The organism is Pedobacter sp. WC2423 (assembly GCF_040822065.1).
In the GTDB taxonomy this organism is placed as follows: domain Bacteria; phylum Bacteroidota; class Bacteroidia; order Sphingobacteriales; family Sphingobacteriaceae; genus Pedobacter.
Window position 1 is genome coordinate 2,498,722 of the sequence record NZ_CP162005.1, and the last position, 21,358, is coordinate 2,520,079.

A 21,358-nucleotide genomic window follows, 5' to 3' on the forward strand; every position below is an offset into this window, starting at 1 on the left:
AAATTATTTTAAGTCAATCAGATACTGAAGTGTATAAACCGATTGATTATATTGATTAATTGCTTGCAAATAGCTAAACCGGATATCAGAATAAGTCCGTAAAGCCTGTGAAAATTCGAGATAGCCGATATCACCACTTTGAAAAGCAATTTGTGACTGCTTCAGTATCAGATTGACATTTGGCAAAGCATTTTTCTCATAATAATCAACACTGTGTGAATTCTTCAGCAAATCCTGTTCGGCCTGCTTATATTGAGTTTGCAGATTAGTTTGAAATAAGCTGAACTCAGTCTGCGCAATCTGTTTCTCTATTTTAGCAGCTTTAATCCTCCCTGCAAATGGCTTATAAAATATCGGGATGGAAATACCTGCCTGTATCCCCTGAAAACGCTTACCTGCACTAAAAATCCGATCTTGTCCATTTATAGTCTGACTGCCAATAATCGACTGATTAAAATAACCTACTGTAAAATCAGGGCCTGCCTTTGCACGCTCTACCCTTAAAGATTGATCAGCGATTTCTACCTGCTGCTGTTGTAAAGCCAACAAAGAAGTATTAGCCAGACTATCAGGAGCAATCAGATTCCAGTTCTCTTTCTTCAAATAATCACTGCTTACATCTATCATCTCCTTTGTATTCAGCAACCGTTGTAATTCAACACTATAAATTGATATATCAGCCCTATTCTTTTCCGACTGATTACGCACTTCATTCAATTGGGTTTCGGCTGTAGTACGTTCCAGCATATTTGTTTCTCCAGTCTGATAGCGCAGAGAAGATGCTTTCAGAAAATTACTGAAGATAGAATCCTGGCTTTTATACAACTTTTGAAGCGCTTTAAAATAACTTAATTGTGCATAAATACTCTTTACCTGGCGAATAAGTGCGTTTTGTGTCACTGAAAGATTTAGCTCGCTGCTGCGGACCTGCGCATCATATAAATTACGCTGGTTTTTAATCAATCCCGGAAATGGGATATTCTGCTGCACTGATATGTTATTATCTCTTTTGATACTATTGAACTGTCCGTACTGCAAATTCAGGTTGGTCTTCCCCAAATCAAATGCAGTACCTTGAATGGCCTGCTGTTTACTGATTTGCAATTGAGAAGACTTGACCGACTGATTGTTAGCCAATGCAATTTCTACAGCTTGCTGCACAGTGATAACCCTGCTGTTTACCGGGCTTTGTGCCATCATTTTTGACGGCATGCAAAATAAACCAATCAGCAAAGCAACCGTTACAGTTGTAATTTCCTTTTTGCCCTTTTTGAAATTTTCGAAATAAGTATATAACACAGGTAAAACGAGTAAAGTTAAAATTGTAGAAGTTAATAAGCCTCCGATCACTACAGTAGCCAGTGGCTTTTGTACTTCGGCGCCCGCAGCAGTAGAAAGTGCCATCGGAAGAAAACCCAGTGAGGCCACTGTCGCTGTCATTAATACAGGTCTTAATCTCAGCGCTGTACCCTTCAACACAATCTCCCTGAGATTGCTGATCCCGCTAGCTTTCAACCTGTTAAACTCAGTGATCAGCACAATCCCGTTTAACACGGCCACACCGAATAAAGCAATAAAGCCAACCCCAGCAGAGATACTGAATGGCATGCCCCGCAATAACAGCGCGAATATGCCACCTATAGCAGCCATCGGAATAGCAGAAAAAATCAAGACCGATTGTTTCACTGATCCAAAAGAGAAGTACAGCAATAATAAAATAAGCGACAATGCTACCGGGACAGCAATTGTCAAACGCTGTTTTGCCGCTTTAAGATTCTCAAACTGACCACCATAAGTAATATAATAACCCGGAGGCAATTTAATTTTCTCGTTTACCTTTTGCTCAATCTCTCCAACAACAGTGGCAATATCCTGACCACGAACATTTAACCCAACAATGATTCTGCGTTTAGTATCCTCTCTCTGAATCTGATTTGGGCCGATCCTGAACTCGACCGAAGCCAACTGGATCAATGGAACTTTAGTCCCGTTAGGCGCAGAAATATAGATGTTTTTCACATCATCTATCCCTTGCCTGTTTTGCTCAGATAAACGTACCACCATATCATACCTTCTTTCCCCCTCATAAACCAATCCTGCCGACTGTCCCGCAAAAGCAGAATTAATAGTCTGGTTAACGGTTTCAATATCTATTCCATAACGTGCCAGCTGATCCCTGTTGATTTTCACCACAATTTGCGGAAGACCAGTAGCTTGCTCCAGGTATAAATCTTTTGCCCCTTTAACAGTAGTCACAATTTTCCCTATTTTCTGAGAAATAGCTGTCAGGGTCTCCAGATCATCTCCAAATATTTTAATTCCAATATCCTGTCTCACTCCCGAAATCAGTTCATTAGATCTTAGCTGAATCGGTTGGGAGAAACCGAAAGTAACCCCAGTAACCTTATCCAGTGCTGCGGCCATTTTATCAGCTAATTCCTCTCTGGATTTTGTAGTGACCCAATCCTTTTTATCCTTCAGTATAATCGTTAAATCAGTAGCTTCCATTGGCATAGGATCCGTTGGAATTTCAGCAGAACCGACTTTACCAATCACTTCTATCACTTCAGGAAACTCATTTAATAAGATTTTTGATGCCTGATTAACCTTATCAATCGTCTGACTCAATGAACTTCCGGTCAATAAACGTGTTTCCACAGCAAAATCACCCTCTTCCAAAGTAGGAATAAACTCTCCTCCCATCCTGGTAAACAAAAAGATACTGATGACCAGTAAAACAACTGATAAAACAACAACTGTTATACGTTTACGCAAAGCACCCGTAATTAACGGTGTATAATACTTCTGAAAGAAATCCATCATCCGGTCAGAGAAATTCTTTTTAACAACTGGCTTTTTACTCAGTAACAAAGAAGACATCATCGGCACATAAGTCAATGACAATAAAAATGCACCCAAAATAGCAAAGGAAACAGTCTGAGCCATTGGGCCAAACATTTTACCCTCAATACCCACCAATGCAAGAATCGGCAGATATACAATCAAAATAATAAGCTGTCCAAAAGCAGCGGCGCTCATCATCCGGGTAGCAGATTGTTCTACCTGCTGGTCCATTTCATCTTGTGTCATTTTCCGGGTCAGCTGACTTGCGCCCAAAAGGTGCATTGTAGCCTCTACAATAATCACTGCCCCATCTACAATCAACCCAAAGTCGATAGCTCCTAAACTCATCAGGTTACCAGAAACCCCAAACACATTCATCAGGGAAATAGCGAATAGCATTGCCAATGGGATCACGGATGCCACTACGACACCTGCCCGGAAATTCCCCAGGAACAAGACTAATACAAAGATGACAATTAGCGCTCCCTCAATCAGATTCTTTGCCACCGTACCAATTGCACGGTCTACCAAAGCACTTCTGTCTAAAAACGCTTCCACAACAATACCATTTGGAAGTGTTTTATTAATCCTTGCAATCTTCTCTTTGACCTTTTTAACTACATCATTGGCATTTGAGCCTTTCAGCATCATTACGATTCCGCCAACCGCCTCCCCATGACTTTTTGCCATTGTTCTGGTTAAAGCACCATAACGTATCGCATTTCCCAGCTGTACATTTGCGATATCACGGACTAAAACAGGAAGGCCCGAACTGGTATTCCTAACTACAATCTTATTAATATCTTCTATATTCCCAACCAATCCCTCACTACGGATAAAATAGGCATTGGGCTTTTTATCAATATATGCCCCACCTGTATTTTGATTATTTCTTTCCAGTGCTTTAAATACATCACTGATACTTAAGTTATAACTATTCAGTTTATTGGGATCCAAAGCGATCTCGTATTGCTTAAGTAACCCACCGAAACTGTTCACCTCAGCAATTCCAGGCGTTCCTAAAAGCTGCCTTCTGACAATCCAATCCTGAATACTTCTTAATTCCCTGGCATCATAAGTCTTTTCAAAACCCGGTTTTGCATGAATTACATATTGATAAATCTCCCCTAAACCAGTAGAGATAGGAGAAATTTCCGGATTCCCGATTCCCTGAGGTATATTATTCTTCGCTTCGGAGAGCTTTTCGTTGACCTGTTGTCTCGCCCAGTAGATGTCCACATGATCATGAAAAACGATGGTCACTACAGATAAACCAAAGCGGGAAATAGAACGTACCTGCTCGATTTCCGGAATGGTAGACATCGTTTGTTCCACGGGAAAGGTAATTAACCGTTCTACTTCTTCTGAAGCAAGAGAAGGGCTTAAAGTGATCACCTGTACCTGGTTATTGGTAATATCCGGCACAGCATCAATAGGTAATTGTTTCAGTGAATATACCCCCCACGCAATCAGCGCCAGGGTAAACAGACCAATCACCAATTTATTGTGAATGGAAAATTTTATGAGCTTACTTAGCATATCTTATTTATAATGAGATATCAAAGAATAATTCCCAAACGGAATCAGCTAATCCTTGATAAAAGCATTGATGGAATTATTAAATAATAATAATGACCTATAGCATGCGCAAGGCACGTATAGAAAAATAAAGATGGTTAAGAAATCAATTGTGGTGGCTGCCAGATCGGAAGATTGACAGTAATGAACTTTCCTGTTAAATGTACCGCAAGTACAGGTAAATGTTCAGCAAAAGGAGTAGAAATTACTAAAGCATCTTTGATTACCGAAGCAGTAGCACAACAAGCACAATTACAAAAAGGGCTGCAATTATCGTTGTTTCTTTCTGAATGATGCGCCTGCTCAATTTTGGAGCTACCATTCAAACTGGCTATAGCATCTCCGCATGGCACTAAATTAAGAGCCAGCACTAATACGATCCCTATGAATGATAATAATCTCATATACTAAGACGAAGGTAATAAAGAAATCAGCTAATCACCTAATTTAATCAAACTATGCAATCCAATTGCAGTTTCAATTAAAGCGTTAGAAAAAAATCTCCTATTAAAAATAGCTGTTTTTCGCAATGAAAAACAGCTATTTTTAATAGGAGGAACAGCTATATTTAATTAAAGCCTGCTGAATAGTAAAATTACTGGTCTGCTCTTTAATTACTGATTTACTATTTAATTAGTAAATATTTCGCGAAATACGCTCTTAAACGTTTTTGAAAATAGGTTTTGTAAGGTTCTTCATAAGTATGGCTCTGACCCGGCAGGATCAGCAAATCAAAATCTTTATCAGCCTTGATCAGTGCATCTGCCATTCTATAGGTATTGGCTACGTTTACGTTCTGATCAGATTCGCCTGAAACCAATAGTAAATGTCCTTTCAGATCTTTAGCCAGACTCTGATTTAAAGCAACGGGCCGATCAAATCCCTGGTAACTTTCACCCCAGGTACGGTTATAAATGGTATTGTCATGATTGCCCGATGAAGAAACGGCTACTTTGTAAAAATCGGGATAAGTACATATTGCGGCCGCAGACATCATCCCACCGCCGGAATGACCGAAAATACCAATCTTGTTCATGTCTATAAAATGATAACGTGCACCTAATTGTTCCAGGCCGTATTTATCATCTTCTAAAGCGTAGTCCCTTAAATTACCGTAACCAAATTTATAATAACTGGCCTTCCGGTAAGGTGAACTTCCACGATGCCCCATTACGACCACTATAAATCCTGTTTGTGCCAATGAGGTATTGTTATAACGGTCAAGTACGGTGAATTCGTTCCACACCGTTTCTGTAAAGGGACCAGGATAGACCTGTGAGATGATAGGGTATTTTTTATCCGGATCAAAATGATAAGGTTTCCACATTAGTCCATAAAGATCTGTGACGCCATCTTTTGCTTTAACGGTGAACATCTCCGGCTGCTTCCATCCGTAGGTATACAATTGACCAAAATCTGGTTTTAGCACTTCCTGCACAAATCCACCTTCATTATTTCTAACTACTGATCTTGGCTCCAGGTTTATTGCAGAATAGTTGTCCACCAGATACGCCTTGGTTGGCGATATAAAAACAGCGTGGGTAGCATTTTCAGGAGTCAGTAGTTTATCCTTCCTTCCATCAAAACCGACTTTGTAAACGAAAGCATAATTAGGGTTACAGTTTTTCTCTTTCCCGTAGCCATAATAGTAAAGGCATTGTTTCGCATCATCCGCAGCAGCAATTTTACCTGCAGTCCATTCTCCGGCAGTGACCGCATTGAGCAGTTTTCCATTTAAATCATAGCGGTAATACTGTCCCCAACCCGTACGGTCACTCCACCATAAAATATTTTTCCGACCGTTGACCACTGATACATTAAACAAATCTTCATTGATAAATGGCTTACTGACCTCGTTGATCAGCACATGCAGTTTACCGGTATTTAAATCAACAGCACACAGTTCCATTTCATCGCGGCTTCTTTTTTTGCGAACCAGCAGGATTTCCCCATTGCTAAGGATACCGTTCCTTACCAGACTCACTTCCTGGTCAGGCCAGCGTGCAATGTCTACTTTTTTTAAGGTCTTTGCAGCAGTATTTCCAATAAACAATTCAAATTGTGCTACATATTGATCTCCGGGTAACTCATAGGGATAAGTGGCTACATAAGGCCTTGGCGCAGACAATGAATTGATAACTGTCATATGCCCGACCTGTCTGGTATCTTTCCGCAAAATATAAAAGTTCCTGGAGTCATCTGCCCATACGGCATCTGTTTCTGTGTTATTACCGGCAAACTCATCTTCATCATTAATAGAAAACGAAAAATGTGCAGCGCCATCAGCAGAAAGTGCACGCGCTGCAGTATCTGCTATTCCTGATGTTTTCTTCAGATTAGCAGTATCTGCTGTTTTCTTAAGATCTGCTGTTCCTGATGTTTTCTTAAGATATAGATTATGATGCCGGGCATAAATCAGCCACTTTTTATCAGGTGAGCTATTCCCTATCAGATAAACAGGGGCTGATTTTTGTTGCGCTACATGCTGAACCAATGTCTCCTGCTGATAAGCATAATCATACCTGATCCCATCATAATTGATACTGACGGTCTTTTCATCTTCAGAAAAATCACCAGTATAATCAATTCGCTGTTTTTCAACAGGCTTACCAGTTAGCTTTGCGAGCCGGGCCAGAATTACACTTTTATTGAATAGCAGCTTTTTCTCTTTCCTGTCCATATCTACCAGAAAATATTGCCTTTCAACTGAAGTATTTTCCACTTGCACCTGCACCTGCACCGATGACATTTTCTTGCCTGATGATGATTTTGCAAGCAGATCTTCTGCTGTCATCCAGAACCGATTGCTCTTTTTTAAGAAAAAAGGGATCACCTGCGTAGTTCCCATCAGCTTTTGCAGGTTCGGTGCATCAAACTTTTCCGCAGCAGCGAAGTCAGGTACCTGAGCGCACAGCTCTGCAGGGATAGCCAGCAGCGTATAACAGATTAGCCATACCAGTGTATGCTTGCTTTTAAAGAGAAGAAAAGCCCTTTTGCTAAGTACATCAATTTGATCCATCCTAGTTTAATTTGATTTGCCGGAAGGTTGATTTGCCCTGATTTGATTCTCTTTCAGCATTTCACAGCTTGAAACCAGAAAAGGATTTTTAGTCCGCCTGATCACTTCATCAGCAATCTCTTTGGCACGGGGATATTTATAGTCTGGAATCACCGAACACATCGTGATATATGGCCACATAATCCTCAGGTTATCTTCAGAAAAAGTACTGGCGTTTTTTTCAAATAGGGTGGTAACCTTGCTATAATCTTTCTGGCCCGCTGCCTCTGCCATGTCAATCAATACCAGCAACTGCATTTTGTCAGGCATTTCAGTAGCTTTAATCTGCTCCTTGTACTGTTCAAATGCTGCTTTATTGTATGGTTTATCTTTGAAATAATAGCCCTCCAGACATTCGCCAGCTAATTTTCTGAAAATAAAAGACATTTTATGATCTACCGTATCTTTTTGGTTCTGTACAGCAAAATCTTTCCAGTTGTTAACGAGATAGTTGAAATTTGGACTATCCACATCAGACAGGTACATGGCATAACTGTTTTCACCAAATAGCACCCAATTTTCTGGCAGGGCACGCTGTGCAGGGTTAAGAACGGCCATCAGCTCATCGTTGATATTTTTTGCTATACCTCTTTCTGCAACACGGATTTTTAAAAGGACCAGTGCTCTCAGCAGATCGGGCTGGCGCTCACCGGCATCATACCTGGCCGTCAGTTTCGAGTCCTCATTATCGGTACGCATGCCTTTTCTGATATGGGCCATAAATTCTGCTGCAGGCATTCCCCCAACAAATTTGTAGCGCAGTTTTCCATCAGTGTCAAATAGCAAATAAGAAGGAAAAGCGCCTATAGCATAAGTTTTCATCGTGGCCGGGCCCTCCCCCTTCTCCATGTCCATTTTCACATTGATGAAATTGCTGTTGAAAAAAGCAGCAACACTGTCCGTCTTGAAAACGCCTGCCTCCATTTGTTTGCAAGGGATACACCATTCCGTAAAACAGTCTACGAAAACCAGCTTATGCTGTTCTTTGGCCTTTTTTAATGCTTCCTGAATAGTTATCTGCTCAAAATTGATCTTTTGGTGTTGCGCAAATGCAGTGGTACCAAAGGTGATCAAGAGCACTATCATTATCTGTTTCATCATTTTTTTTATACGTAAAATTGATCATGACCATCATTTCTTCAGGCCATGATCAATCATGGATGTCAATAAATTAATTTGGTTTCTGGTTGATATCGCGCTCAATCTTCTGCTTCATCATTTTATACCGTTCACGTACTCTTGGATCCTGGTGTTTTTCGCCCATTTCTCCAACATGCGCCATCGTTCTGATGAAATACATATGGAGTACTTCACTCGCATCAGTTAGTCCGCCAGTAATATTGGTGTTCTTCACCGCAGCATCTGTAAGATCGTACACAAAATTATTTTGCATCAGCATGATATATTCATTGAAAGGAAGCGTAGTATCAAAATCCTTGAAAACATAACGGTCAAGATCAGCAAATAAATCACTCACGGTATAGGCATCTTTTCCCAAGGCATATTCTGCTTTGATCAGGTTATTGAGTACTTCCGGTGTAATGAATTTGCGCAATGCATCCTGCGTACTTCTGCCCATCTTAATAGCTTCAGATTCATTGTTCAATAAATTCATTTGTTTACTTTGTATCCAAACAGGAGGGCCATTGAAGAACCAGGTGTTCAGCAGCGCCATTGCTTTTTGCTGCTCTTTTTTAGATGTATAAATTACAGGTACATCATTGTAATCTTTTAACATCGGGCGGGTAGAGATCCCACCAATATAACTCACCACATTGTCTGTATACAGCTGGTAACTTTTTTGAAAAGCGTTGGAAAGTAACTTGAAGTTGGTCCAGTCCTCATCCTTGTCCTTCATTGCTGCTGTCATCTGCTCTACCTGGAGATAGTAGCGCTCCACGTTTTTCATGCCCAGTTCTGATGCCTCAAGCTGGTCATCAGAGAGGTCGCCTTTGCGTGTAAAAGGATCATTTTTATTCTCTTCCAGGAAAAGTAGTTCGGCATCTGTAGATTTTAAGCTGGCTAAAGCTTTTTTCTCCGCAGCAGGCTCGCTAAAAACTCTGTAAGCCCAGCCTACAGCCATTTTATCATAACTGGAAACATGCGGCAGCAGATCTGCCACATCCACTTGATCTCCTGGTTGTAATACGTAATTAAACTCGGTATCATCGGTAATAGACGAAGTGAAACTATGGGTTTTCAGCCATGCGCCAGACCTGAGTTGTTTAGGGTTATACGCCGCACTACCATGGAGATTTGGTACCATACCCAGCAATTCACCCAATGCCGTAGCTACTTTCCATTCCAATATTTCTTTTCTCACTTCAGGATGGTACAGGTCTTTCTTGATTCTTGGATCTATAAATGCACATTTAGCAAAATAAGAAGGCAGCAGGTCATTGATTAAATTATCGCCGACATCCATTTTTGCTGCCAGGATTTCTCCGGTACGCGGATCCGTAACCACATTGGTTGGAAGACCCTGACCTGGACTTCCCCATTCGATCAATAATTTGCCGGCAGACAACCAATTGTCTTTTGCAGCATTCATCACTACCAGCGCGTTTTTAAATCCTGCAGCCTCGAGCGCAGTATTCCATTGCTGTATTGCTTTTTTGATAGCAGGTACAAAAGGTGCAGGCGTAACCGGATCAATAAAAATGCTGATGGGCTTTAGCGGTTCCACCAATTCTCCGGCAGCATATTTCTTTCGGTCGGCCGCCTTCACTTCAAGATTCCATTTGGTGATGACTTTTACGTTGCGCACCCCATATGGATTTTTACCAAAATCGTTGTAATTCACCGTACCAAAACCTACTCTGACATCTGCTTCTCTTACCTTCATCTGCGCATCCGGCAGGCGCTGAATGCTCAGGTTCAGCATAAGTGCTATGGCACGGTCTACTGCTTTGTTACCGTTAACGTTATTGCCGGGCTGTGTCTGTGTACGCAGTACAGTGAAAACCACCCCTTTCTCTCCCACTTTTACCTGCTGTACACCAGAACGTGCTGCATCAGAATTACTTAAATCACTCACATCTTTGAAAGAAAAAAGATCTCCGCCTTCCATTAACTGCCTGGTCACATCAATAATATAACTTCCCTTCGTTTTTCCGGCAGCTTCTACCTGAAGGACAAAACTAACAGGGATCAGGTTGGATTTCTGTACTAAACTTTCCATACCCTGGTTAAAGTCTGGCGACAGTGCTTCTTTATACACCTCTCTGGTCACATTCAAATTGTTGCCTGTAGCTTTGATAAAACGCACGATTCCGGAAGATTGCGCAACACTTTGCGAATATCCGCGTATAATCTCACCAATTACCAGGAGATCGGTATTTAATGCAGCAGCAGGAATCTCCAGGAAATACTTCGAGTCATCCTGATAAACGGTAAATTCTCCCGGCGTAATCTTCATTGTTTTTTTAAAGAACTTATCAAAAGGCATCAGCTCATTGGCCGGCACCACATTTGCCGGTACTACACTTGCCGGTACCGTGGTCACCGCTTTGACTTTTGGTTTTTGTTTTCCCTGTGCAGAAGCTGAAGCAGAGGAAAAGAAAAAGCATACCGTAAATAATATAATTAAGCTATTTTTCATTTTAGTTGTTGAAATTGTTGGTTCAATAAGATACATATCACTTGTTGCGCTCAGCATATGGGTTATTTGGTTAAATAAGCGTCATTCTTACCACTGTGCCACACTGCAATCATATTTGCGATGGAAACAAGGTGACTTTTAGTGATGAAATCGCTCTGTTTTGCCGCACCAGCTTTCGCTTGCTGCTGAATGAGCAGCATCTGCTTATTCATAATCAGGCCGATGTTGTTGCCGAAATTTGACGGATTATCTACATGCAATAAAATTTTATTCAGGTAGGCCCTTTGCAGCATCCTGTTATAACGCGAAATGGGTTTACCATTTTCAATATCCCTAAAAATAAACTGCTGCAACTCAGCTAAAAATTCACCCGGAGCATAGTCTGATTTACCTGTGATATTTTCTATCGTAGCCAACTGATTATATTTAGCCATCAGTCTGCCTAATAAATCACTATAAGTATCTTCAACATCGGTATTGAAGTTAAATTTTGTTTTGGCACCTATGTTTGCAGGGTATAACCATTCGGGTTCAGTGAGCATATATTTCTTTAAATAGGCTACTGCCTCCTTTTGCTGGGTATCACTTACGGGATTATAATTACTTTTATTTTCAGTACGCAATGCATTGTCACTATTTACGCCCCCTATATTTTTAACTACATGCTGCAAATATTGAAAATAGCGTCCTTCAACGGCACGGTACATCGACCTTAACGTAGAATAGTCTTGATCCGGACCGTCTCCCCATTGATTAAGGTTGGCCATAGTCCTTTTCAGGTTCTCTACACCGAGCGCGTTTGCCTTCATGTTATTGTCGCCAATGTCTTCACTCTGCACTCTTGGATCGAAAGCATCCGACTCCTCTAAATAGAAAAACTTAGGATCTTTTCTTTTCTCAGAAACCCATTTAGTCAGATATTCCGCTGTAGTTTTTGGATCTTTTTCAGGCATATATTTATATCCCCATTCAATCGCATAATTATCATATACACCAATTACCGGCAATAAATCTACAGGGGTCATCTTATCTTCCGGCTGCGCTGCATAGTTGAAGCGCATATAGTCCATCACAGAAGGGCCGAAACTGTTTTTCCTGATAAAATCACGGTTACGGATACTGTCAACCGGATAAGAGGAACTGCCTGCAAAATTATGACGCAAGCCAAGGGTGTGACCTACTTCATGCGTAATCACGTTTTTAACCAGCGCGCCCATTAAATCTTTACTCATCGGGATTTTACGAGCCCCCGGGTCTGTAGCTGCACACATGGAAAAATACCAGCGTTGCAGCAACTCAAGAATATTGTGAAATACAGCAACATGCGAGGTCAGGATTTCACCGGAACGCGGATCGACTACCTGCGGACCATAGGCATTGGCCACTTCCGAAGGTTTGTACGAGATATAAGAATACCTGGCATCCTCCATACTGTAGTCGGGATCCTCTTTCAGCGTAGGCGCCAGCTTACCCGTGATGGCATTCTTAAAGCCTATTTTCTCAAAGCTCTTGCGCCATGCATTTACGCCTTCAATCATATAAGGAATAAGATAAGCGGGTGTATTGCGGTCAATGTAAAAAACAATAGGTTTTGCAGGTTCTACCAGTTCACCATTGTTGAATTTCTGCAGATCCTCTGCTTTAGGTTCCATCCGCCACCTGTTCGCTATAGCTAAATCTTCAATTTTTTCAGGATTTTTATCATAACTGGTCAGCCTTGTGACAAAGTAGCCTATTCGCTTATCCGCATAACGTAGTTGCATAGGCAGCTGTGGTAAAAGAAACCAGCTAGCCCCCACCTCCCACATGGTAGGATTAGTTTCTTCTGCTTTTGCAGGTGCGTCCGGCCTCGGCGCTTCAACCTGCGCTGGTGGCGAAGCAGCAGCTTCACTATAACTTTTAATGGAACGAAACACAACGTTGTTTTCAAAACTGCTCACCCCCAGTATCCTGGATTTAGCAGCTTCAAATTCTCCCAGTTTCAATTCTGCAGCAGCTCCCTTTAGAGAAAAAAGATCACTATCACCAGCAAACAGCGAGGTGATATCAATCAGTGAGCTCGCATTTCCGACAGCGATAATGTCAAACGCAAGCAAGGTGGGTACCAGATTAGCTTTGATCGAATTGTAATACTTGTTTGAGGTATCCGTAGCCTGAATAAAATCTGGTGCAACCAGGTTCATCTTGCCATTTATTCCTTTTTTAAAACGGATGACCCGGTCATTTACCGCATCCCCTGCGAAACCGAAACGCATACCCGGATTACGCTTACGCTGTGCAGAACCGCTGATAATTGTTACACTGGTCAGGATTTCCCTACCGAGGAGCTGATCTGGAATTTCAACCAGATATTTATCATCCTGTACATAAATGTTAAACATCCCTTTAAAGGTTTTGGCTCCCGGCTTGATATATTTACTGATTTGCGGGATGGCTTGTGCTGACTGTGCATGCAGATACTGACTAGGCAATACCAGCAGCAGGTACAACAGTATTTTTTTAAAAATTTTCATCATTCTGGATTAGGCTGGTCTTTTTTCATGTCCTGCCCCCTGCCGAAACAGGGAACAGGTGCATGAAGGGTTCATGGTGTGTTTGTGTATTTTTAATTTGATGGATTGGCCGCATTTCCGATGGTTTGCAAATCGACGCCATAGGTATTGATAAAATAATTTCTGACCAGCGTATAGCGCTTCCTGATCTGACCATTTGTATCTATCACAGGGTTCAGGATACCTAAAGGCTCAGGAGCCGGGTATACATCTGATGAAGGCACCTGTGCTTCCTGGTTGAGCTTAGTTTCGGACAAGGTAACCATTGCCCTGATATACATATTCCAGTCCATTGACGGACTTGTTGCACTGAAACCCACAATGATCCCTCTGCCATACGCTTCAGCATAAGTAGTCATAGAAGACGCATAATCAGCTGAATTCGTAAATTCAGTGGTAGGCAAGGATAAACTACGGGCAGCGATGTTCTCGACAAACATGGTATTGATTTTTTTCAGAAAAACAACTTTGTCCGCGGCGGTCATGGTCGCAACTTTCACATTGCCATAGTTCACGCAAATACTGTTATCATAGGAATAGGCACCCACACTAACAGCCGACTTGTGATATTTAAAGGTCACAAAATCAAATGCTGAACTCACCGAATCTACTTTGCTGCAAAGGAAAATTTTTGCAGGTAAAAACTTCTTCAGGAATTTATCTGAATATAAATCAAAAAGACTCGTTTTGATCAGTTCAAGCTGTGCCGGAATATAGGCCACTTCAGCCATTTCTACTTCATGCCCGGTGCTATCAGCACGTTCGCTGGGTATGGTATAGCCATCAGGTCTCCAGTAGATATCTTTACGATTAAATTTATACAATAGATAAGAATTGTATTTTTGATAGTAACCCACAATCGTATTGTCAAATGCATTGTTCCCTTGCGGAAGCACATAGCTGTCAATACTACCGGAAGGAGTTAGTGCACCCTCCTCTTTTTTACAGGAGTTTAAAGTAAGCAACGCACATAAAGTGAGCAGACTTAAGGTATATTTATAGTTCATCTGATGATTCATTTAAATAAGACTGATGTATTATAACTGACAGCATCATTATTGAGGATTCTGGACTAATTGGGGGTTATTAAGAAAAGCAACATAAGGAATTGGCAAAGCATACAAATTACTATTGGACTGCAGTACATGCTGTGTTGCACTGCCGGAGGCAGCAATAAAAGTATGTGTAACCGCAAGCCCCCATCTTTTAATGTCTACCCAGCGATGCCCGTCTTCCAGACAAAGTTCTCTGCGCCGCTCGTCCTGGCAAAATTTAAACAATGCAGCACCATCTGTAATCTCCACTGGCACGTATGCTTTATTCCGCGTATCATAACGGTTACGTCTCAAATAATTCAGATCAGACAAAGCTGCATTCCGGTCTGCGGCGTTTCCGCTTTGAATAAAACGTTTGATATAAGCTTCTGCGCGGTTCAGATAAACCTCTGCCACACGCAATCCTTTACCACCATAACTTACATTTGAAGGCGCTTTGTTGGACTTAAATAAGAAGACACCACCATTATCATAAGTAGAAAAGTACGTTTTGTAGCGTAAATCTCCCTCATTACCTGTATTCACTCCGTCTCCTCTGTTATACAGGTTAGCAAGACTTGCAGAAACAGCATATGGCGGATAAAACTGCTGTTGTGAAGGAAAGTAGGGATTGCTCTCTGTGGTTGTAGAACCTCCGTAACCCCACAAAACTTCTGGCCCGGTAGAAAGGTAAATGCCTTGGTTAATAAAAAAACCTGTTGCATAATAACCACTTAGATTTGTCAATGATGATTTTACTGTCAATACGCGACTGGCATAGGCGATAGCTTTATCCCAGTCTGTATTCAAGCCCCGGTAGAGGTAAAAACGTGATAACAATGTATTGGCTGAAGATGCACCAACCCTGAAAGTAGTGGGCGGTTCAAAATTATTCTGAAGTAAATCTGCAGCTTTCACCAAATCTTTTTCTACCTGATCGTAAACTTCTTTCAGCGTATTTCTTTTCACACCACCATCTTTAACCTGGCTGGACAGGATGAGTGGTACACCAAGCGCTGCTTCCGGATTTACACCAGCCCCGCTGTAAGGTTTCCCATAAGTAGTGACCAGTTTCAGATAGTAAAAAGACCTTAAAAACAAACACTGGCCTAAAATAGCATTCTTACTGGCTTCACTTCCGGACACCTTATCCAGGTAATCCATCACCACATTACATCCTTTAATTTTAGTATAATACGCAATATATACATTTGCACGATCAGCGATCGTAGAAGAGCCTTCAAACATCTGAGGGTCGAACTTAAACATACCCATGCCCACCTGTAAAATATCGCTATATCCTGCTACCGGAAGATTGTCATTTCCTTTGGCCAGACCATTACACTGGATATCATCAGTCAACAGATCGAAAGTATCAAATGGCGTATTATAAGGATAGGCATCGCTGTACATCAACGCTTCCAGATCTGCGGTTGTAGTTGGCCTGATAGCATCCTGACTGTATTCTGCCAGGAACTTTTTGCACGAGCCCAATACTATACATAGGAGTAAAAGGCTATATAGCGTAAATTTCTTTTTATTCATGATCTGATAATTATAGACTGATAGCTAAATTGAGTGTATATGCCCTTGTTCTTGGCTGCCCGCCAGTGGCTACTTCAGGATCCTGTCCTTCAAAGGCTTTGCTATTGAACGAAAAAGGATTACTGATACCCGCACCAATATTTACATTTTTACAGCGCAATCTTTTGATCAGTTCTTTACTTAAGGAATAAGAAACATTGATATTCTGGCAGCGTAAACTGGAACCACTTACCACACGGTCTGCGCTATAATTATATAAATCATAGATCTTTTCGGCGTGTGTACTTCCCGGAATAAATACAGAAGGAATGGTATAATCAGGCAGTCCTGGAATAGTCGCATCTGTATGAGCTGGCGTCCATCTGTTCAACACATTTCTGGAGAAATTCTCAAACTCATTCGGGAGATTCTGATTACCGTCATAGAGCGGCGTGAGAAACTTTTTACCACCCAGCTGCACATAAAAACTGCTGCTCAGCGAGAGCATTTTGTAGCGGAAATTCATATTCACACCGGAAATAAAATCAGGATCCATTTTTCCCATATACTGCAGATAGGCCGTTGGATCTGTGAACGGATCTTTACCGCTGGCCACACTCAGGTCTATTTTAGGAATACCCGTTGCCGGATCAATCCCGGCATTTCTAAATGCATAAAAACCAGACACGGGATCACCAGGATTATTGAGCCCTCCTAATACTGCAGTGCGCCAGGTACGAAGCTGTGCTCCTGAATTTAAAATTTCATTGTTATTTTTTGACGTATTGATACCAACCGACCAGGTAAAGTTTCTGGTTCTGATGGGTACAAAGTTTGCAGACAGATCATACCCTGAATTATTCATGGACCCTCCATTCACCAGCATACTGGTCACGCCATACTCCAGCGGTACCTGCAGTGCAGTAATCAGGTCTTTACCATGTTTGCTATAATAAGAAAACGACGCTTGTACCTTGTTATTGAATAAACTGAAATCCAAACTTAAATTCATACTGCTGTTCTGTTCCCAGCGCAGATTACCATAAGGTAAAGAGCTAATGGTAAGCAGCATATCCCCGGTGTACGCATCGATCACACCACTTTGTAACGCTGAGCCCGGCGTTTTGATAATCAAATCCGGACTAACCGCAGCAGAGATATTTCGCTGATAACCAAAAGAGCCGCTGAGACTCAGATTAGAAAGCCAGTAAGACGAAGCAAACCATTTCTCATTGGCCATATTCCATCTTATCCCACCTGCATATACAGGAGTAAATTTTGCATTGGTAAACTGTCCAAAGCGGTTTGACCTGTCATTACGTAAGCTGAAGTTGGCCACATAACGGTTATCATAAGTATAACTCGAAGTGAAATATATACCTGTGGTATTCGTCAGGTTATCTGTAATTTTAGGCACAAAACGGGTAGTGTAATCATTCACAGCCGAAATCCCGTAAGAGATTGTACTTGCCGGAAGTGTAGCGAATGCTTTTCCGCGGTCCCTGAGGTAACCTAACGAAGTATTCGCATAGCCGGTATATCTCGAACTGTTAATTTCCTGGCCAATCATTATCGCCAGTACATGTTTCTCATTAAATGCTTTATTATAAGAAATACTGTTACGCCAGCTCCATGAATTGTTACTGTTCTGATCAATATTATATTCACCTCCAACAGGCATTTTACTTTGTTGATATCCCGCATCTATAGGTTTATACATCCCATAATCGTAAAATCTGTAGGTTCTGGCAACATACTCAGACTGCTCTGTAGCATAACTCTCTCCCGTTGTAGCAATAGAGTTATAACTGAGTAAACTCTGTACCTTAAGGCCAGGTAAAATATCATAATTAGCATCAATTGAGGCATTTGCAGAGAGCACATTGTTTGTATTTCCGGTATTCGCTATTTCATTTAAAATATTAAATTTCCTTTCACTGAGGTTCCTGTAAAATGACAGTGATCCATCCGGATTGTAAGCCGCTATTGACCGGTTAGTTTTTGAGGCATAGGTATAAGGATCGACCTGGTTGAAAGCTGATGTTGTTCTTTTCGAAGCAGATAATCTGGCAGACAAATTAAACTTTTTTGTAACCTGGGAACTTACACTGATATTACCCGTGAAGCCTTTACTATCATTGCCTATTGCTGTTCCTTTTACATCGTTGTAACCAAAAGAGGTATAATAGGATGTATTATTACTGCCGCCAGAAACACTGAGGTTATGGCTCATACTGAACGGCGTCCTGAAAAGGATATCAAACCAATCTGTGTTCATGGTTTCCAGTGCAGCAACACGTGTATTGAACTGATCTGCAGTGATCGTTTTGGCATACAGATAATCATTTACCGCACCAGCGTAGCCAATATTATTGTTCACAAGGTTTGATACCAGTCCGCGGGTAAAGATTTCCCGTGATAAAGCCACCCTTTCTTTTGAATTCATCAGGTTTAACTTATCGTAAGTAACCCGTTCATTGCTACTCATGGCCACAGAATAATTGATCGAAACTGGTCCCGCCTTCCCTCGTTTGGTCGTAATCACAATTACGCCGTTCGCAGCCCTTACGCCATATATTGCAGTTGCAGCTGCATCTTTCAGCACGGTAATTTCATTGATGTCATTTGGATTTAACCAGGCAATGGAATTACCTACAAAGTTTCTGATATAATCAGCATTATCTGGTGTAATAGCCCCCAGCGTATTCAATTCCTGTGCTTTGAAAGGCAGCGGATCTTCCTGCACTATACCATCCACTACCCAGATCGGCTCTGCTGAACCAGACAGTGTAGAGGTACCACGAACCCTGGTCCTTTGTCTTGCCCCTACCAGTCCGTTGGTATTGGTAACGGCTACACCGGCCAGTTTACCCTGTATCAGCTGTTCTATAGAACTAATACCATTGTTATATAAATCAGACATTTTTACAGTAGAAGTGGCACCCACCATATTGCTTTTCTTCAGCAACTGGTAACCTGTACTTACAGCAACTTCCTGCAGGTCGCTTGTCCTGCTCTTAACCACTACAATAACATGGGTCCTTCCCTCTACCTTAATCTCTACCCGCTCTCTGCCTACTGCAGTAAAAATAAGTACAGCGTTTTCATCTATATTGACAAAAATAAAACTACCCACATTATTGGTGACGGTATTTCCGAAAACACCTTTTACAGCTATTGTTATTCCGGGCAGTGGTTTCCCATTTTCATCAACCACTGTACCGGTAACAATAATATCATTCACATAATTTTTTGGTTTTTCTATTTTTACCCGTTCCTTCACAATCACAGTTCGCTCTTCTACAGTATAAGTAAAGGGCTGATTGACGAAACAGGCTGCAAGCGCATCTTTCAGCGCAGCATTATTGACATTGATATTTACATTATTTGCCTTGAGCAGAAGCTTGCGGTCGAACACAAAGTCATACCCGCTTTGCTTACGGATTTCTTTAAAAACTTTTTCAAGCGGTGCATTGTTTTCCTTCAGGGTAATGCGCTGCGCATATACAGCAGCACTTACTTGCATTATCGCCACTATGGTCAAGAGCAGGGTTAATCGCATAATCAGCAAGAATTTATGGACATGACTGTTCGGCACGCCAAATGGTTTAGTATAAATTTTATACATTTGGTAGGTTTGGTTGGTTTAGTTGATACTGATGCAAATTATTGACGTAAGGCCAGACCATCTGCCAGAGGTGTTAGCGCACCTCTGGCTTCTTTGTTTACAGGCATTACTGTTGAAAATGTGGAGTAGTTATTTCGTCACAGTAACCCTCCTTCCTTCAACTTTAAAATGAACTTTTCCGGTTGATTCAATCACTTTCAGCACAGCGCCTAAATTTTTAGTGCGCGACACCCATCCGCCAAGCTCCAGATCTTCCGGAGCAGAGGCGTCATAAATAATCTCTACGTTATACCAGCGGGCAATTCTGCGCATGATTGCACTGAAATCTTCATCCTTTAAAACAAAATCGTTGTTTTTCCAGGCTAATACCGTTTCTGTATCCACATTCACTATCCGGGCGGTGCCTGGCTTTACGCGCGCCTGCTGACCAGGTTTAAGGATGAACTGTCCGGCACCATCGGATTTAATTTTTACTGATCCCTCCAGTAAGGTAGTTCTCTGATCGGGTTCATCATCGTATGCATTGAGATTGAAGTGCGTTCCCAATACTTCCAGTATTTGTTGAGGAGTCACTACCCTGAAAGGCTGATCTTTCTGATGTGCCACTTCAAAATAGGCTTCTCCTTTAAGGGTGACCCTGCGTTCTTTGGCACCGGCAAAACTTGAAGGATAAGTAAGTGACGAGGCTGCATTCAGCCATACCCTGGTTCCATCCGGCAGCTGCACCTGGTATCCGCTCCCAATAGGGGTTTGCAGTGTATTCAGTGAAGAGTTGCTTTTCTTATCCTGCTCTGCAACATGATATACGAGGCTGCCTTCCTTTGTATTGGTAATTTGAACACCAGCCATATTCACTAGCTGACCTTTCCCCGCCTTCTCTAAATTAATTTTGCTGCCGTTAGCAAGTGTCAAAACAGCTTTTCCCAGGCCTGGCTTAAATTGATAGGCGTGTGCTGTTGATAATGGTGTGCGAAAAAGAGATGTGCTGAAGTACAGACCAGCAGCAACGATAATCAGTATTGCCGCAGCACTCAGCAACTTTTTATTATAAATTTTAAATCTTTCTGCCGGTACTTCAGTTGATGCCGGTATTTCAGTTAACGCAGGTATTTCAGCCAATGTGGGTACTGCAGTTGATGAAGGCAAATTAATAACTGCTGCCGAAAAACGATGATCTTCTGTTATTCTTTTAAAAACTATTTCCTGGTCATCCAGCTTTAATAAGGACTTAACACCGTCCGCCTGCAACTCATGATCCATGGATTCATAGAAAACACTTTCATAATCGGCATCGCCTATATACAAAAGCAGTTCATCAAATTCTTCCTGATCCATTGTTTCGTTCAGGTAACTATATAATAAGTCTTTTAGTCTTTCGCTATTCATCCGGTCGGCCATCAGATATTTTATAGATCTGATTTAATAGTAATACAATTCAGGTGACAGAAAGAAGTAGTCGGTTTTCATTTTTTTTTTATAAAAAAAAATGAAAACCGGCAAAACGCTGTCCAAACGCTCTAAATAGAGAATAGCTGAATG

General features: G+C 41.5%; 10 protein-coding genes. All 10 read right to left on the reverse strand.

The genetic code is table 11. The features are described 5' to 3' along the window. Nucleotides 1–3: 3 nt before the first annotated feature. The 10 genes from AB3G38_RS10035 to AB3G38_RS10080 all read right to left on the reverse strand — a co-directional run bounded on the left by AB3G38_RS10035 (nucleotide 4) and on the right by AB3G38_RS10080 (nucleotide 21,217). Nucleotides 4–4,383 carry a CusA/CzcA family heavy metal efflux RND transporter gene (locus AB3G38_RS10035; RefSeq protein WP_367868350.1) on the reverse strand — a complete coding sequence of 1,460 codons (4,380 nt, stop codon included), beginning with the start codon at nucleotides 4,381–4,383 and terminating at the stop codon, nucleotides 4–6. A 137-nt stretch (nucleotides 4,384–4,520) separates the two neighbouring features. Then, entirely contained in the window at nucleotides 4,521–4,826 is a 306-nt protein-coding gene (locus AB3G38_RS10040; RefSeq protein ID WP_367868351.1) for a DUF6660 family protein, read from the reverse strand. Nucleotides 4,827–5,047: 221 nt separating this feature from the next. Beyond that, a complete protein-coding gene (locus tag AB3G38_RS10045; protein ID WP_367868352.1) occupies nucleotides 5,048–7,441 on the reverse strand; it encodes a DPP IV N-terminal domain-containing protein in 2,394 nt (797 codons plus the stop codon). Nucleotides 7,442–7,447: 6 nt separating this feature from the next. Next, complete coding sequence (locus tag AB3G38_RS10050; RefSeq protein WP_367868353.1) at nucleotides 7,448–8,581, reverse strand: thioredoxin family protein; 1,134 nt, start codon at nucleotides 8,579–8,581, stop codon at nucleotides 7,448–7,450. A gap of 70 nt (nucleotides 8,582–8,651) precedes the next feature. Then, entirely contained in the window at nucleotides 8,652–11,081 is a 2,430-nt protein-coding gene (locus AB3G38_RS10055) for a zinc-dependent metalloprotease (RefSeq protein ID WP_367868354.1), read from the reverse strand. 62 nt (nucleotides 11,082–11,143) lie between these two features. Further along, on the reverse strand, nucleotides 11,144–13,597 hold the full coding sequence (locus tag AB3G38_RS10060; RefSeq protein ID WP_367868355.1) for a zinc-dependent metalloprotease: 2,454 nt from the start codon (nucleotides 13,595–13,597) through the stop codon (nucleotides 11,144–11,146). An 89-nt stretch (nucleotides 13,598–13,686) separates the two neighbouring features. Beyond that, nucleotides 13,687–14,640, reverse strand: coding sequence for a hypothetical protein (locus tag AB3G38_RS10065; RefSeq protein ID WP_367868356.1), 954 nt, complete (start codon nucleotides 14,638–14,640; stop codon nucleotides 13,687–13,689). Nucleotides 14,641–14,688: 48 nt separating this feature from the next. Beyond that, nucleotides 14,689–16,212, reverse strand: coding sequence for a RagB/SusD family nutrient uptake outer membrane protein (locus AB3G38_RS10070; RefSeq protein WP_367868357.1), 1,524 nt, complete (start codon nucleotides 16,210–16,212; stop codon nucleotides 14,689–14,691). A gap of 10 nt (nucleotides 16,213–16,222) precedes the next feature. Continuing rightward, entirely contained in the window at nucleotides 16,223–19,819 is a 3,597-nt protein-coding gene (locus tag AB3G38_RS10075) for a SusC/RagA family TonB-linked outer membrane protein (protein ID WP_367868358.1), read from the reverse strand. 129 nt (nucleotides 19,820–19,948) lie between these two features. Further along, the gene (locus AB3G38_RS10080) at nucleotides 19,949–21,217 is read right to left on the reverse strand and encodes a FecR family protein (RefSeq protein ID WP_367868359.1); all 1,269 of its coding nucleotides are present in this window, start codon (nucleotides 21,215–21,217) and stop codon (nucleotides 19,949–19,951) included. Nucleotides 21,218–21,358 lie beyond the last annotated feature (141 nt).

What these genes read in the sequence shown, in the direction of transcription:
- AB3G38_RS10060 (WP_367868355.1), bottom strand. Translation starts at nt 13,597, where the DNA reads ATGATGAAAATTTTTAAAAAAATACTGTTGTACCTGCTGCTGGTATTG.
- AB3G38_RS10040 (WP_367868351.1), bottom strand. Translation starts at nt 4,826, where the DNA reads ATGAGATTATTATCATTCATAGGGATCGTATTAGTGCTGGCTCTTAAT.
- AB3G38_RS10035 (WP_367868350.1), bottom strand. Translation starts at nt 4,383, where the DNA reads ATGCTAAGTAAGCTCATAAAATTTTCCATTCACAATAAATTGGTGATT.
- AB3G38_RS10055 (WP_367868354.1), bottom strand. Translation starts at nt 11,081, where the DNA reads ATGAAAAATAGCTTAATTATATTATTTACGGTATGCTTTTTCTTTTCC.
- AB3G38_RS10075 (WP_367868358.1), bottom strand. Translation starts at nt 19,819, where the DNA reads ATGTATAAAATTTATACTAAACCATTTGGCGTGCCGAACAGTCATGTC.
- AB3G38_RS10070 (WP_367868357.1), bottom strand. Translation starts at nt 16,212, where the DNA reads ATGAATAAAAAGAAATTTACGCTATATAGCCTTTTACTCCTATGTATA.
- AB3G38_RS10065 (WP_367868356.1), bottom strand. Translation starts at nt 14,640, where the DNA reads ATGAACTATAAATATACCTTAAGTCTGCTCACTTTATGTGCGTTGCTT.
- AB3G38_RS10045 (WP_367868352.1), bottom strand. Translation starts at nt 7,441, where the DNA reads ATGGATCAAATTGATGTACTTAGCAAAAGGGCTTTTCTTCTCTTTAAA.
- AB3G38_RS10050 (WP_367868353.1), bottom strand. Translation starts at nt 8,581, where the DNA reads ATGATGAAACAGATAATGATAGTGCTCTTGATCACCTTTGGTACCACT.
- AB3G38_RS10080 (WP_367868359.1), bottom strand. Translation starts at nt 21,217, where the DNA reads ATGGCCGACCGGATGAATAGCGAAAGACTAAAAGACTTATTATATAGT.